12 protein-coding genes are annotated in these 12,430 nt (G+C 59.5%); all 12 read right to left on the bottom strand.

Translation table 11 applies throughout. The features are described 5' to 3' along the window. Nucleotide 1: 1 nt before the first annotated feature. The 12 genes from lpxA to era all read right to left on the bottom strand — a co-directional run bounded on the left by lpxA (nucleotide 2) and on the right by era (nucleotide 12,417). Nucleotides 2-859 carry an acyl-ACP--UDP-N-acetylglucosamine O-acyltransferase gene (gene lpxA / locus A0U94_RS03240; protein WP_077803813.1) on the bottom strand — a complete coding sequence of 286 codons (858 nt, stop codon included), beginning with the start codon at nucleotides 857-859 and terminating at the stop codon, nucleotides 2-4. Nucleotides 860-864: 5 nt separating this feature from the next. Then, nucleotides 865-1,344, bottom strand: a complete 480-nt coding sequence (gene fabZ / locus A0U94_RS03235; protein ID WP_086649100.1) for a 3-hydroxyacyl-ACP dehydratase FabZ — start codon at nucleotides 1,342-1,344, stop codon at nucleotides 865-867. A 142-nt stretch (nucleotides 1,345-1,486) separates the two neighbouring features. Beyond that, complete coding sequence (gene lpxD, locus A0U94_RS03230) at nucleotides 1,487-2,536, bottom strand: UDP-3-O-(3-hydroxymyristoyl)glucosamine N-acyltransferase (protein ID WP_077803812.1); 1,050 nt, start codon at nucleotides 2,534-2,536, stop codon at nucleotides 1,487-1,489. 20 nt (nucleotides 2,537-2,556) lie between these two features. After that, entirely contained in the window at nucleotides 2,557-3,471 is a 915-nt protein-coding gene (locus A0U94_RS03225; RefSeq protein ID WP_174694413.1) for an OmpH family outer membrane protein, read from the bottom strand. Nucleotides 3,472-3,523: 52 nt separating this feature from the next. Further along, a complete protein-coding gene (bamA, locus tag A0U94_RS03220) occupies nucleotides 3,524-5,992 on the bottom strand; it encodes an outer membrane protein assembly factor BamA (RefSeq protein WP_062033524.1) in 2,469 nt (822 codons plus the stop codon). A gap of 132 nt (nucleotides 5,993-6,124) precedes the next feature. Then, the gene (gene rseP / locus A0U94_RS03215; protein WP_062110595.1) at nucleotides 6,125-7,225 is read right to left on the bottom strand and encodes an RIP metalloprotease RseP; all 1,101 of its coding nucleotides are present in this window, start codon (nucleotides 7,223-7,225) and stop codon (nucleotides 6,125-6,127) included. Then, nucleotides 7,218-8,444: a 1-deoxy-D-xylulose-5-phosphate reductoisomerase gene (gene dxr, locus A0U94_RS03210; RefSeq protein WP_077802423.1), complete on the bottom strand. Its 1,227-nt coding sequence runs from the start codon at nucleotides 8,442-8,444 to the stop codon at nucleotides 7,218-7,220. Before dxr ends, rseP begins: the two co-directional genes overlap by 8 nt. Continuing rightward, nucleotides 8,437-9,267 (bottom strand): phosphatidate cytidylyltransferase, encoded by an 831-nt coding sequence (locus A0U94_RS03205; RefSeq protein WP_077802422.1) that lies wholly within the window; start codon nucleotides 9,265-9,267, stop codon nucleotides 8,437-8,439. Before A0U94_RS03205 ends, dxr begins: the two co-directional genes overlap by 8 nt. Next, a complete protein-coding gene (uppS, locus tag A0U94_RS03200) occupies nucleotides 9,264-10,031 on the bottom strand; it encodes a polyprenyl diphosphate synthase (RefSeq protein ID WP_062110601.1) in 768 nt (255 codons plus the stop codon). Before uppS ends, A0U94_RS03205 begins: the two co-directional genes overlap by 4 nt. A gap of 8 nt (nucleotides 10,032-10,039) precedes the next feature. Continuing rightward, nucleotides 10,040-10,606, bottom strand: a complete 567-nt coding sequence (frr, locus tag A0U94_RS03195; RefSeq protein WP_062033538.1) for a ribosome recycling factor — start codon at nucleotides 10,604-10,606, stop codon at nucleotides 10,040-10,042. Between the two features lie 68 nt (nucleotides 10,607-10,674). Continuing rightward, nucleotides 10,675-11,415, bottom strand: a complete 741-nt coding sequence (pyrH, locus tag A0U94_RS03190) for a UMP kinase (RefSeq protein WP_062033882.1) — start codon at nucleotides 11,413-11,415, stop codon at nucleotides 10,675-10,677. Nucleotides 11,416-11,529: 114 nt separating this feature from the next. Next, nucleotides 11,530-12,417 (bottom strand): GTPase Era, encoded by an 888-nt coding sequence (era, locus tag A0U94_RS03185; protein WP_077802421.1) that lies wholly within the window; start codon nucleotides 12,415-12,417, stop codon nucleotides 11,530-11,532. Nucleotides 12,418-12,430 lie beyond the last annotated feature (13 nt).

The raw sequence follows: 12,430 nt of genomic DNA, 5'->3' as shown, positions 1-12,430 counted from the left end.
ATCAGGCGCCTTCGGTTTCAGACTGCCCTTCCTGACGCGCAACACGTGTCAGGCCGCGACGGCTTGGAGCCTCCATGAAGTCCAGCATCTCGGCAATGCGTGGAAGATGTCCGTATTCCGCCCTGACTTCGGCAATGCGGCTTTCCAGAACGGCTTCCGTCGCCCCATGCCGTGGATAAAGCGTGCGGAACGCACGGCGCATGGCCTGCATTTCTTCCGGCCCAACCCCCGAACGCTTCAGGCCGATCCAGTTCAAACCGACTAGACGGGCACGGTTTCCGAGCACGCTTCCGTAAGGAATGACGTCCATTTCGACGCCACAGACACCGCCGACCACAGCCCCGCGTCCGATGCGGACGAACTGATGCAGCGCTGCCGAGCCCATAACCTTGGCGTCGTCGTCAATTTCGACATGACCACCCATGACGACATTATTGACGATGATGACACGGTCACCGAGGACGCAGTCATGGGCCACATGGGAATTGGCCATGATCAGACAGTTCGCGCCGATGCGCGTAAGCGCATGGCCTTGCGCCGTACCACGATGGATCGTTACGTTTTCGCGGATGACCGTATTGGCGCCCACTTCGCAGAGCGTGGGTTCGCCAGCATATTTCAGATCCTGCGGGGCAAGGCCGATCGTCACGAACGGATAGACTTCCACGCCTTCGCGCAGGGTCGTGTATCCGTCCACAATGACCGATGCGTGCAGGCAGACCCCGTCACCAATGGTGACGTTGGGGCCAACCAGACACCAGGGACCGATGCGCACGTTTTCACCGATGCGCGCACGCGGATCAACGAGAGCGGTCGCGTGGATTTCGGCGGTTTCGGGACGCTTCCCTGCCATCTGCATCAGCGTCAACCCATGATCATCGCACTGAAGGTCGCTTCGGCCACGGCAACGCCATCGACACGGGCCACACCCTTGAACTTCCAGACATTGGCGCGGGAGCGCTCCTTGTCCACATGGATCCGGAGCTGGTCTCCAGGGCCGACCGGACGGCGAAACTTCGCGTTTTCAATTGTCATGAAATAGACCAGCTTGCCTTCAAACGCTTCACCCAGGGTCATGACAACCAGCGTCGCCGCTGTCTGGGCCATGGCTTCCACGATCAGGACGCCAGGCATGACGGGGTGGGACGGGAAATGACCCTGAAAAAACGGCTCGTTGACCGTCACGTTCTTGATGCCGATGGCGGACTGTCCGGCATGGATCTCGACCATCTTGTCGATCAGCAGAAACGGATAGCGATGCGGGATCGACTGCATGATCTTGAGGATGTCGATGCTCTGCGGAAGCTGATGCCCTGCAGCGGCGGCGTCTGTCGCGGGAGTCATCTGTTCGGCTGGAGCGTCAACTCGGTCCATCGTTTTACCATGCCCTTCAAGCGGTGTTGTCTGTCAATTGCTGCCCTCTGGCAGCGCGAATGGCTTCCCTTAGCAAACCTGAGGGGGAGTTACCATCCGCGCTACAGGGCAGCTAGTCGCTGCTTTTGCGGGAAAGCTTCCGCAATGTTGCGACATTGCGGAAAAACTCGCGGAACGGCATGGCAGGGCTCCCGATAACATCGGCCCCTGCATCCACGTCCGACATGACGCCGCACTGGGCACCGATGCGGGCCTTGGAACCGATCTTGATGTGTCCGATCAGACCGGCCTGCGCAGCAATGGTGACGAAATCGCCCAATTCTGTAGAGCCAGAAATACCAGCCTGCGACACGACGATACAGCATCGTCCCAGACGGGCATTGTGACCGATCTGCACGAGGTTATCGATACGCGTGCCTGCGCCGATCAGCGTATCCCGCATGGAGCCACGATCAATGGTGGAGTTGGCGCCGACTTCCACACCATCTTCCAGAACGACCAGACCCAGTTGCGGTACGGTTTCAAACCCTTCCGGCCCTATGGCGAAACCAAAGCCGTCCTGTCCAATACGAACGCCAGGATAGAGCGTGACACGATTACCAATACGCGCATGAGAAATGGCAGCATGAGCACCGATGCGGCATCGGGAACCGATTTCAACGCTCTGACCAATGCTTGCGTGACTGGCCACGATGGTATCACGGCCGATACGGGCCCCACTGCCGATTACAGCAAAGGGGCCAATTTCGACGTTTTCGCCAATGTCTGCGTCATCTGCAATCCAGGCCGTTGGATGACGGACTCCGGTAGACTTTGGATCGGGATGAAACAGCGTGGCGACACGGGCCCAGGCGAGATAGGGCACCTTGCAGACCAGTCCCGCCGTATCGGGCGGTAGCTTGTCGGAAAACGCTGGCGACAGGATAACGGCGCCGGCCTTCGTTTCAGCCAGAAGCGGCAGATAGCGACGGTTATCGAGAAAACTGACCTCGTCAGGTCCGGCCACATGCAGGGGGGCCACACCGCGAAACGCCGCCACGCTTTTACCTGATGCTGCGGCAACCACGTCGCTGTCGGATGCTTTAGCCAACTGCTCCAGACCAAATGGTCCGGAGCGTTGAAAAAAACGGCTGTCGCCGGGGCGGGTCTCGCTTGCTGTCATATCAGACACGGACATTCGCCTCAGTGATGCTGACGAAGAACGGACTCGCTCGGTGCGGAAGCCGGAGCCTGCTGGGGCGCCTGACCCTGCGGCCCCTGGGCCTGTCGCTGTTCATCGGCTGTCGTCGGCATCTTCCCTGAGCGGGCAAGCTGCTCAGGGTCAACACCGTCATCGGGAATGAAGACATGCGGCAGAGTCTTGTTCAGCTGCGCGCCGACTTCTTCGGTGATATCCTGACCGCCGACATGCAGTACGACCTGCTCAGCATGCAGGATCAGATTCATGTTATGCGCTGCCGCAACAGCAGCGATGATGCCGTTGGGTTCTTCCAGCTCACGCTCGATCTGGTGCATGGCGACCTGCGCCGCTTCCTGGATGATACGGGCCTGGCTGCCGAAATCGTGCTGGTCCTTGGCACGGCGTTCCTGAAGGTGACGCTCACGCAGCTGGATCTGGTCGGACGTCAGGGTCCGGGCCTGGGCCTGCAGTTTCTGCTGCTCACCACGCCATGCGGCCTCTTCACGCTGGACAGCCTGCGCCAGACGATCGCGACGGGCACCCAGAACCTGCTGGATTTCCTGCCAGGCGCTGGAAATCTGCATGACGGCTTGAACATTGATGACGCCAATGATGGCAGCCGGCGGGGGAGCCCCCTTCGCAATGCTCGGAGGCGCCGGGATAGGCGGAAGAGGCAGGACCGGAGGCGCCTGCTGCTGATCAGACGGAGCGGACTCTTCTTCCTCTTCAGGAGCTGCTTCCGGAACGCGACGCTGAACAGGACGCGGCGGCGGGGCGTCGGGGTGCGCGGCCTTGGGAACGAACCAGCCACCGTTGCCGCCAGCGGCCTGCGCGTGAGCACCCGGAGCGGAGACAAGAATCGACGCAGCCAGAAGCGCGCCGGCCGAAACCGTGCGCATCAGGGAATTGAGGGTCATGACCACCTCTTGGCAAGGGGTTGGAAAACAGAATGGCAAAGTTTCGGACAGCTTAGAACTGCTGACCGAAACCAAAACGCAGCGGGTATAGACGGTCGCCGTGTTCTTTGCGGATCGGCACGGCACCATCAATATTGACAAGACCGAACGGGCTCTTCCACGACACACCAAGGCCACCGGAAACGCGCGGAATCAGATTGTCACCGGTGATAGGAGTATAGTTGTCCCCATCATTCGTACGATTCGTATAAAGATGCTTGACGCGAAGACCCGCAAGGCTACCCGCATCAATGAATCCACGACCGGAAATTCCGAGATCATCACCCATAGGCAGCGGGAAATTGAGCTGTGCGGAGGCCGTATACATGAAACGGCCACCCAGAAGATCTTCCTGGCCCTGTGCAGGGATATAGACGCCGTTGATTTTGAGATGTCCCGAACGTGGACCGACACCGCCCTGAAGGAATCCTCGCAGGTTTTCACCACCAAGATAGAAGTTATCAATGATGTTGCGGTTTCCGCTGGAGCTCCAGTCGCCCATGTAACCCACGCCGCCCTTGAACTGGAAGGTCCAGTCATGATTGCCGGTCAGGTCATCAAGCGGCAGGTAATAAGCGCCATCAGCCTTCACGCGGGCGTATTTGGAATTGCCACCCAGACCTGCGAAGTCGCCACCAACCTTGAACATATAACCGGAGTGCGGCTTTGCCCGCTGGTCACGACGGTCATAGGTTATGGACGTACTGATCTGCGAGAGCAGTGACCAACCGGCAGACTGCTGAACGTAAATCGAAGGCACCCACTGGATCAGACTTGGATCAGATGCCACGGCAGAAGCATCGTAGAAATTGCCGACCTGACGATCAACGAGAGTATAGTTCCAGGACTGCGACAGATAGCGGTTATAGGCATAACCCAGACGCAGGCTCATGCCGTACTGGGATTCCTTATAGCTCTGATACGTCTGGTAGTTGTTCTGGATGAAATAGAAATCAGCACCAGCAACAAGGTTCCGGTTCAGAAAGTAGGGATCCGTGATCGAGATGTCGGCCTGTTTTTCATAATAGGCGACCGTTCCCGAAATACCGGCATCCACGCCCGTTCCGAGCAGGTTATGCTGCTTGATCGAGGCGTTACCGAGAATACCGACGTCCGTCGAATAACCACCACCCAGCGAGAACTCACCGGTCGGCTTCTCCACCACGTTTGCAGAAACGTTGACGCGATCGGGCGCGGAACCCTGTGTCTGGTCAACGGAGACCGAACTGAAATAGCCGAGATCCTGAAGGCCCAGTTTGGAATATTTGCGATCGAACGGGGTGTACGGATCCCCTTCAGCCATCGGCAGGTTCCGGCGGATCACGTCGTCATGCGTAATGGTGTTGCCGTTGATGTCAATACGCTCGACATAGACATGCGGACCTTCTGTGACATCGAACAGCAGGTCAACAACGTGCTTTTCCGGATTTCGGGCGATTTCCGAACGGACCATGGCGAACGGATGACCGGTGGCCTGCAACCATTCCTGCATGTTCTTGGTGTTGTTCTGGATCGCCGTACCATCATAGATCTGGTGCGGGAACAGCTCGACATGCGGACGGAGCATTTCCGGCGTGACATGGCGCACGCTTGAGCGGACGTCCATCTTGCCCAGACGATACCGGTCACCTTCGTGAACAGTGAAGGTAATGTAGAAAGACTTGTGATCGGGGGCGAGCTCACCCGTTGCATCGACCATGTGGAAATCCACGAAGCCGTTATGCAGGTAGAAGCGGCGCAGCAGCTCCGCATCGTATTTGATTCGCTCGGGGTTATATTCGTCAGCCGACGAGAAGAAGCGGTACCAGATCGACTCCTTGGAGGAGATGACCTGCGCCAGACGCGCCTCACTGAAGGCATGATTGCCGACGAAAACGATCTTCTTGATCAGTGTCTGCTGCGCTTCGTTGATGTTGAACACCACATCAACGCGATTATGGGACAGCTTGACGATCTGCGGCGTAACGGTCGCACCGAAGCGGGCCTTGCCGGCATACTGGTTCAGGATCTTCTGGCGGTCGGCAGCGGTGGTCTCCGCCGAGAACACCGCGCGCGGGCGCAGGCTGATTTCCTTGCGGAGATCCTCATCCTTCAGCGCATGATTGCCTTCGAAGACGATGCGGTTGACGATCGGGTTCTCGACCAGATCCACGAGCAGCGTATCGCCATCGCGGTGCAGGGTGACATCCTTGAACAGGCCGGTGGCGTAAAGCGTCTTCAGCGAGCGGTCGAGGTCGTCCTGATTGAACGTGTCACCTGGCTGGGCGACCATGTAGGACAGCACCGTGCTCGTCTCGATCCGGGTATTTCCCTTGACCGAAATGGCTCTGATGATGTTTCCGCCGGGCGTTGATGCCGGGGCCTGATGACGAACGGAACGCGCCTGAGCTGTTCCGAGGACGACCGGCAGCAGGCAGGCTGATGCGAGAAGCAGCAGACGCGTGTTCGAAGACCGGGAACCTCTTGACCGTGATCCTGACAAACCGGCTTTCCTTGTAACATATTTTTTGCAGGCGACTGACACGTTACGCCACTGGCCGAGGTATCCGATAACCCCTGCCCCGCGCAAGATGCCCTGACGTGTTCAACTGTATCACAAGTCTTTTCAGAATATTTAGCTTACTGCGTGAAAGATCCAGTGGAACAGCCCGATATTGGTCAGATCGTTGAATGTCGAGAAGAGGAAAAGGGCGCCGATCAGCGCCATTCCGACCTGCATGCTGATCTCCTGAACCCTGCGCGAGACCGGCCGCCCACGGACGAGTTCACACGCATAAAAGACCAGACGGCCACCATCGAGCACCGGAATTGGAAAGAGATTGATCAGGCCCAGATTGATCGAAAGCAGCGCCATGAAGGAAATGATGCTGGCCAGACCATAGCTGGCGACCTGTCCCGAGAGTTGTGCGATGCGAATCGTACCCCCGAGTTCCCTGGCGCTCCGCTGGCCGCTGATGATCTGCCACACACCCTGCAGCGTCATGACCGATTTATCCCAGGTTTCCTGGATGCCCATAATGAATGCCGAAGGAAGCGAAACAGGATTTCCACGGGAAATGGCAAAAGCAACCCCGAGGCTGCCCGTCTCGTGGCCGCCGCTTTTCACGGCATCGAACGTGACGGGCAGGCTGAGATCCTCGGTGCCGCGATGGATACCAAGGACCGTCTGCTGCCCCGGATGGGACGAAACGGTATTCATCACATCCTCGGCGCCGAGGATGTGGGTTTCTCCGATCCGGGTGATTACGTCGCCAGGCTTGACGCCGGCATGATCCGCAGGGCTTCCCACAACGACCTGTGAAATATCCCCGTGAAGTTCCGGCTTGCCGATGACTGCGAACAGCACCGTAAACGCCAGAATGGCGAAGATGAAGTTGAAGATCGGCCCCATGAGAATGACGATGGCCCGTGAACCCACGGGCTTGTCGTGAAACGTCCGACCCGGAATCCACGCAGCTTTCTGTTCTTCGGTCGCGTCTTCCGGACCTTCAAACCCGTGCGGTTTGACGAAACCGCCCAGAGGGATGGCGCTGATGCGCCATTCAGTGCCGGAGCGGTCATGCCAACGATAGAGTGCAGGGCCAAAACCGATGGAAAACGTATCGACCTTCACGCCGCGCCAACGCGCCGCCAGATAATGCCCAAGCTCGTGAATGAAAACGAGAATGCCCAGAATCAGGACATAGGCCAGAATGGTCCGCAGAAGATCATGCATTCAGGGCGGTCTCACTGACGTGGTTTCGCAGATGTCCACTGGCCCGCAGGATATGGGCCTCGGCAAGGTCGCGCCCCCGCGCGTCCCAGTGCAGGACGTCATCCAGACTTTTGAGCTCGGGATTTTCAGTCATGGCCTGCAGGGCAGCGTCGATTGTCTCGCCAATGCCGAGAAATCCGATACGACGGTTCAGAAATGCCTCGACGGCGATTTCGTTGGCAGCGGAGAACACGGCCGGTGCCGCCCCGCCGGCCCGCAGGACCTGTCGGGCGAGGCGGAGGGGGGCGAACCGGACCTCGTCCGGCGCCTCAAACTCGAGGCGGCCATAAGCAGCCAGATCAAGGCGTCCACAGGGCGTGGCCATACGCTTTGGCCAGGCGAGCGTGTGGGCGATGGGAATGCGCATGTCGGCAGACCCCATCTGGGAGACGAGGCTGCCATCCCGAAACTGCACAAGACCGTGCACGACAGACTGCGGATGAACCAGAACGTCGATCCGGTCTTCGGTCAGACCGAACAGACGGGCGGCTTCGATGACTTCCAGCCCCTTGTTGGCCATGGATGCCGAATCGATCGTGATTTTGGCGCCCATCGACCATGTCGGATGCTTCAGGGCCTTTTCCGGGGTAGCTGCGCGCATTTCTTCAAGCGTCGACTTGCGGAACGGACCTCCTGACGCCGTCAGAATAATCTTCTCAACGCTCTCCATGTCACAGCCCCCCAGAGACTGGGCGATGGCGTTGTGTTCCGAATCGACGGGCAGAAGGGTGGCACCGGCTTCGGAAACGGCACGCAGCATGACATCGCCCGCGCAGACGAGCGCTTCCTTGTTTGCGAGTGCCACGGCATGTCCGTTGCGAACGGAGGCCAGTGTGGGTTCCAGACCCGCAGCGCCCGTAATCGCAGCCATGGTCCAGTCAGCTTCCATGGCACCGGCTTCAATCACGGCCTGGCGGCCAGCGGCCGTCCGGATGCCGGTGCCTGCAAGCAGGGATTTCAGTTCGTCGTGACGGCTTTCGTCATGCAGGACAGCCACTTCAGCATTCAGGCGACGGGCCTGTTCGGCCAGAAGCGCTGCGTTGCGGCCTCCAACCAGCGCCCGGACCTCGATCTCATCCGGAATCCGGGCAAGGAGATCGACCGTGGAGGTTCCGATACTGCCGGTGCTGCCCAGCACTGTGATGCGACGGCGTGTGGACCGTGCAGAACCGTCAGTCATGCGAAGAACTCCCGTAAGAAGTGGGTAAGTGTGCAGGAAGGATGGACCAGAAAGGCTGCGTTACCACCGCAAGCGACAACAGGGCCGCCGCAGGAGCCGCTGCGAGAAGACCGTCAAAGCGATCCAGAAGGCCGCCATGTCCGGGGATGAGGCGTCCTGAATCTTTCACGCCCAGCCGGCGTTTGGCCGCGCTTTCCAGAAGGTCCCCGCTTTGGGAAAAAACTCCCAGAACCGCACCACAGATCAGACCGCCGATCTGCGTTCCCGGGACAGCCAGCCACGCAACAAGGCCACCCGCCAGAGACGCTCCAAGAAGCCCTCCGATAGCACCCGAGCGGGTTTTACCGGGCGAGATGGACGGAGCCAGCTTCGGACCACCAAAAATACGACCTGTCAGATACGCGAAGCTGTCGCTGGCAATCACGACGGACAGCACGAAAAGAACCGAGGCCATACCAAAAGGCAGATGACGCAGCCACAGAAGCGAGAGGCCCCCAACAATGGAGACGATGACGGGAACGCTGGCGGGAAACCCAAAAATCAGGGTCGGCCAGATCATCCAGAAGGCGGCGCTCCACTCCCCTTTCAGGGCAGCAAGACCGGCAATTACGGGCCAGGCCAGTAGCAGACCGCCGCGCCATGTTTTCAGGGGCTGGCGGATAAGCGTCTCGCCCTCCCAGACCAGACCGAACATCGCCAGAAGGATCAGCGCATCATAGACCAGACCACCGCGCCAGATGCAGAAAGCGGCGACAGGAACAAGAACTGCGGCCGACAGAAGACGCAACCGCAGATCGGACCATCGTGCAGAAGCACTGCTCATGCGGGGCGTCCACCAAATCTGCGCTGACGACCGGCAAAACGCGACAGGGCGTCCAGAAATTCGGGCTCGCCAAAATCGGGCCAGAGCACATCCATGAAGATCAGTTCGGCATACGCACTCTGCCAGAGCAGGAAATTGGACAACCGACATTCGCCACTGGTCCGGATCACCAGATCGGGATCGGGCATGTCGGCTGTCTGCAGGGCATCGTGAAGCGTGTTTTCCGTGATGCTGTCAGCCGTGATCCGGCCAGCAACCGCATCTTCGGCGAGACGGCGGGCGGCCTGCACGATTTCAGCACGGCCGCCATAGGACAGTGCAAGCGTCAGGGTCAGGGTAGTGTTGTGAAGCGTGAGGGTTTCAGCACGGTGAAGTTCTTCGCGCAAAGGCCCCTCGAATCGCTCTGGCTCGCCGATGACCCGCAGCCGCACACCTTGCCCGTGGAGTTCGTTGATCTTGTGGCGCAGATAAAAGCGCAACAGAGAAGTCAAATCTCCGACTTCTTTCGTCGAGCGACGCCAGTTCTCGGACGAAAATGCATAAAGCGTGAGATATCGCACGCCCTGCTGGATGGCCGTGCGGACGCATTTCTGCACGGATTCCGCACCTTGGCGGTGTCCTGCGATTACCGGGAGCCTGCGCGCACGCGCCCAGCGGCCGTTTCCATCCATGATCACGGCGACATGGACGGGAACGGCGCTCGCTCCTCCCCCGATGGGAGAGGAGACCGTGCCTTCAGAGCGGGGAAAAGATCCTAAGGGCAAATGCGCAATCAGACCTGTTTGATCTCGCGTTCTTTGTCCGCGAAAATATCGTCCACTTTCTTGATGTACTGGTCCGTCAGCTTCTGGATGGCATCAGTCCAGGTTTTCATATCGTCCTGGCTGATCTCGCTTTTCTTTTCCAGCGCCTTGGTCTGCTCCATACCGTCGCGACGCACGCCACGCACGGAAATCTTGCCGTTCTCGGTATAGCGGGCGGCGGCACGGGCCAGTTCGTTACGACGCTCTTCGGTCAGGGCCGGAATGGGAACGCGGACCGTCTGGCCGTCCGTGGACGGGTTGAGGCCGAGACCACTGTCGCGGATGGCGCGCTCGACGGCACCAACGACCGTGCGGTCCCAGACGGAAACTGTCAGCATCCGGGCTTCAGGTACGGCGATGGAGCCGACCTGCGACAGCGGCACCTCGGACCCGTAGGCTTCGACGCGGACCGGCTCAAGGAGGTTCGGGCTGGCGCGGCCCGAACGCAGGCCCGAGAGGTCCCGGCGCAGGCTTTCGATCGCACCGTCCATGCGGCGCGTCAGATCGGCGATGAGGTCATTCAAGTCAGCAGGCATGAGCTGTTCCTTTCAGTTCGACGTTGGTCTCAGGACGGAACCTGAAGATTTCGTTGAAAATGCGAAGATCAGTCCGCTTCGATGATCTTGGTGAAAAGCCCTTCCCCACGCATGACGGCGCTGAAAGAGCCGGGAGCATGCATGTTGAAAACCACGATGGGCAATCTGTTTTCGCGAGCCAGACTGATGGCCGCAGCGTCCATGACGTTCAGATCGCGGGCGAGAACTTCGAGATAGGTCAGGCGGTCGTAACGCTGGGCGTCCGGGTTGCGGCGCGGATCGGCGGAATAGACGCCATCCACCTGCGTCCCCTTGAAGAGCGCATCACATTCCATTTCGTTGGCACGCAGGGCGGCGGCTGTATCCGTCGTGAAGAACGGATTACCCGTACCGGCCGCAAAAATGACAACGCGGCCCTTTTCCATATGGCGCACGGCGCGACGGCGGATATAGGGCTCGGCGATGGAGGCCATCTGGATCGCGGTCATGACACGCGTTTCCATGCCGCGGCGCTCCAGCGCATTCTGCAGCATCAGCGCATTGATGACAGTGGCCAGCATACCGGCATAATCGCCCTGAGCACGGTCCATGCCCTTGGCGGCCGCCGCCAGGCCGCGGAAAATGTTGCCACCCCCGACGACGAGGCAGACTTCTACCCCCGAAGCCCGCACTTCAGCGATATCGGCGGCAACCATGTCCACCATCACGGGGTCTACTCCCGACGGCCCATCGCCCATCAGGGCCTCGCCGGACACCTTGAGCAGGACGCGTTTGTAGGAGGAGCTCTGTTCTGGGTTCTCGGTCATCATGCCCGTCTCCGGCTGGATGTGGTGTCTTGATTTGCGCCCGTCATACAGACGTGGCGGCATTGGAACAAGCGATGTCAGGATGCCGGATTTCAAACGCTCCGGCACCTGTCTTTTTCAATCGTCCAGACCGATGGCACGCAGCCGGGCCTTTTCCTCGTCCCATCCTGCGCGTTCCTTGACGTTCAGGAAAAGATGGCACTTGCGATCCAGCAGTTCCTGAAGCTCCATCCGTGCCCGCGCACCGAGGGATTTGATCTTGTGGCCGCCTTCGCCGATCAGGATGGCCTTGTGTCCGGGACGGGAGACGTAGATCGTCACCTCGATCCGCACCGAACCGTCCGGACGTTCCTTGAAGCTCTCCGTCTCGACCGTTGCCTGATAGGGAATTTCCTCATGCGTCTGCATGAAAATCTGCTCCCGCACCAGTTCGGCGGCCAGAAGGCGATCTGGCAGATCGGTCAGGTCATCTTCAGGATACAGGAACGGACCTTCCGGCAGTTCGGTCGCCAGACGAGCCATCAGGTCGTTCACGCCCTCGCCCGAACGCGCGCTCAGCATGAAGACATGCTCCACGCTGATTAGACCATCGATCTCCTGAGTCAGGGGAAGCAGCTCTCCGCGCTCCACCAGATCCGTCTTGTTCAGGACAAGCCAGATGCGCCCCTTGCTCCCCGCAAGCTTTGCAATGATTTCGCGGACGTCCTCGCGCAGCCCCGACTTCGCATCCACCAGAAGCAGCGTCAGATCCGCGTCCTGCGACCCGGACCAGGCAGCATTGACCATGGCCCGGTCAAGGCGGCGACGGGGTTTGAAGATACCCGGCAGATCCACGAGGATAATCTGGGCGTTGTCCTGCATGACGATGCCCAGTGTCCTGAAACGGGTCGTCTGCGCCTTGGGGCTGACGATGGACAGCTTGGCTCCGGCAATCCGGTTGAGCAGGGTGGATTTCCCCGCGTTAGGAGCCCCGACGAGAGCCACGAAACCGCAGCGCGTGGTCATGTTCTGATCCTTT

The organism is Gluconobacter albidus (assembly GCF_002005485.1).
In the GTDB taxonomy this organism is placed as follows: Bacteria; Pseudomonadota; Alphaproteobacteria; order Acetobacterales; family Acetobacteraceae; genus Gluconobacter; species Gluconobacter albidus.
This window is presented reverse-complemented; position numbering and strand designations above follow the sequence as displayed.

Excerpts from the sequence above, each read along its gene's own strand:
- lpxA (WP_077803813.1), bottom strand. The coding sequence starts at position 859 with ATGCAGATGGCAGGGAAGCGTCCCGAAACCGCCGAAATCCACGCGACC.
- fabZ (WP_086649100.1), bottom strand. The coding sequence starts at position 1,344 with ATGACTCCCGCGACAGACGCCGCCGCTGCAGGGCATCAGCTTCCGCAG.
- lpxD (WP_077803812.1), bottom strand. The coding sequence starts at position 2,536 with ATGACAGCAAGCGAGACCCGCCCCGGCGACAGCCGTTTTTTTCAACGC.
- A0U94_RS03225 (WP_174694413.1), bottom strand. The coding sequence starts at position 3,471 with ATGACCCTCAATTCCCTGATGCGCACGGTTTCGGCCGGCGCGCTTCTG.
- rseP (WP_062110595.1), bottom strand. The coding sequence starts at position 7,225 with ATGCATGATCTTCTGCGGACCATTCTGGCCTATGTCCTGATTCTGGGC.
- dxr (WP_077802423.1), bottom strand. The coding sequence starts at position 8,444 with ATGACTGACGGTTCTGCACGGTCCACACGCCGTCGCATCACAGTGCTG.
- A0U94_RS03205 (WP_077802422.1), bottom strand. The coding sequence starts at position 9,267 with ATGAGCAGTGCTTCTGCACGATGGTCCGATCTGCGGTTGCGTCTTCTG.
- frr (WP_062033538.1), bottom strand. The coding sequence starts at position 10,606 with ATGCCTGCTGACTTGAATGACCTCATCGCCGATCTGACGCGCCGCATG.
- pyrH (WP_062033882.1), bottom strand. The coding sequence starts at position 11,415 with ATGATGACCGAGAACCCAGAACAGAGCTCCTCCTACAAACGCGTCCTG.
- era (WP_077802421.1), bottom strand. The coding sequence starts at position 12,417 with ATGACCACGCGCTGCGGTTTCGTGGCTCTCGTCGGGGCTCCTAACGCG.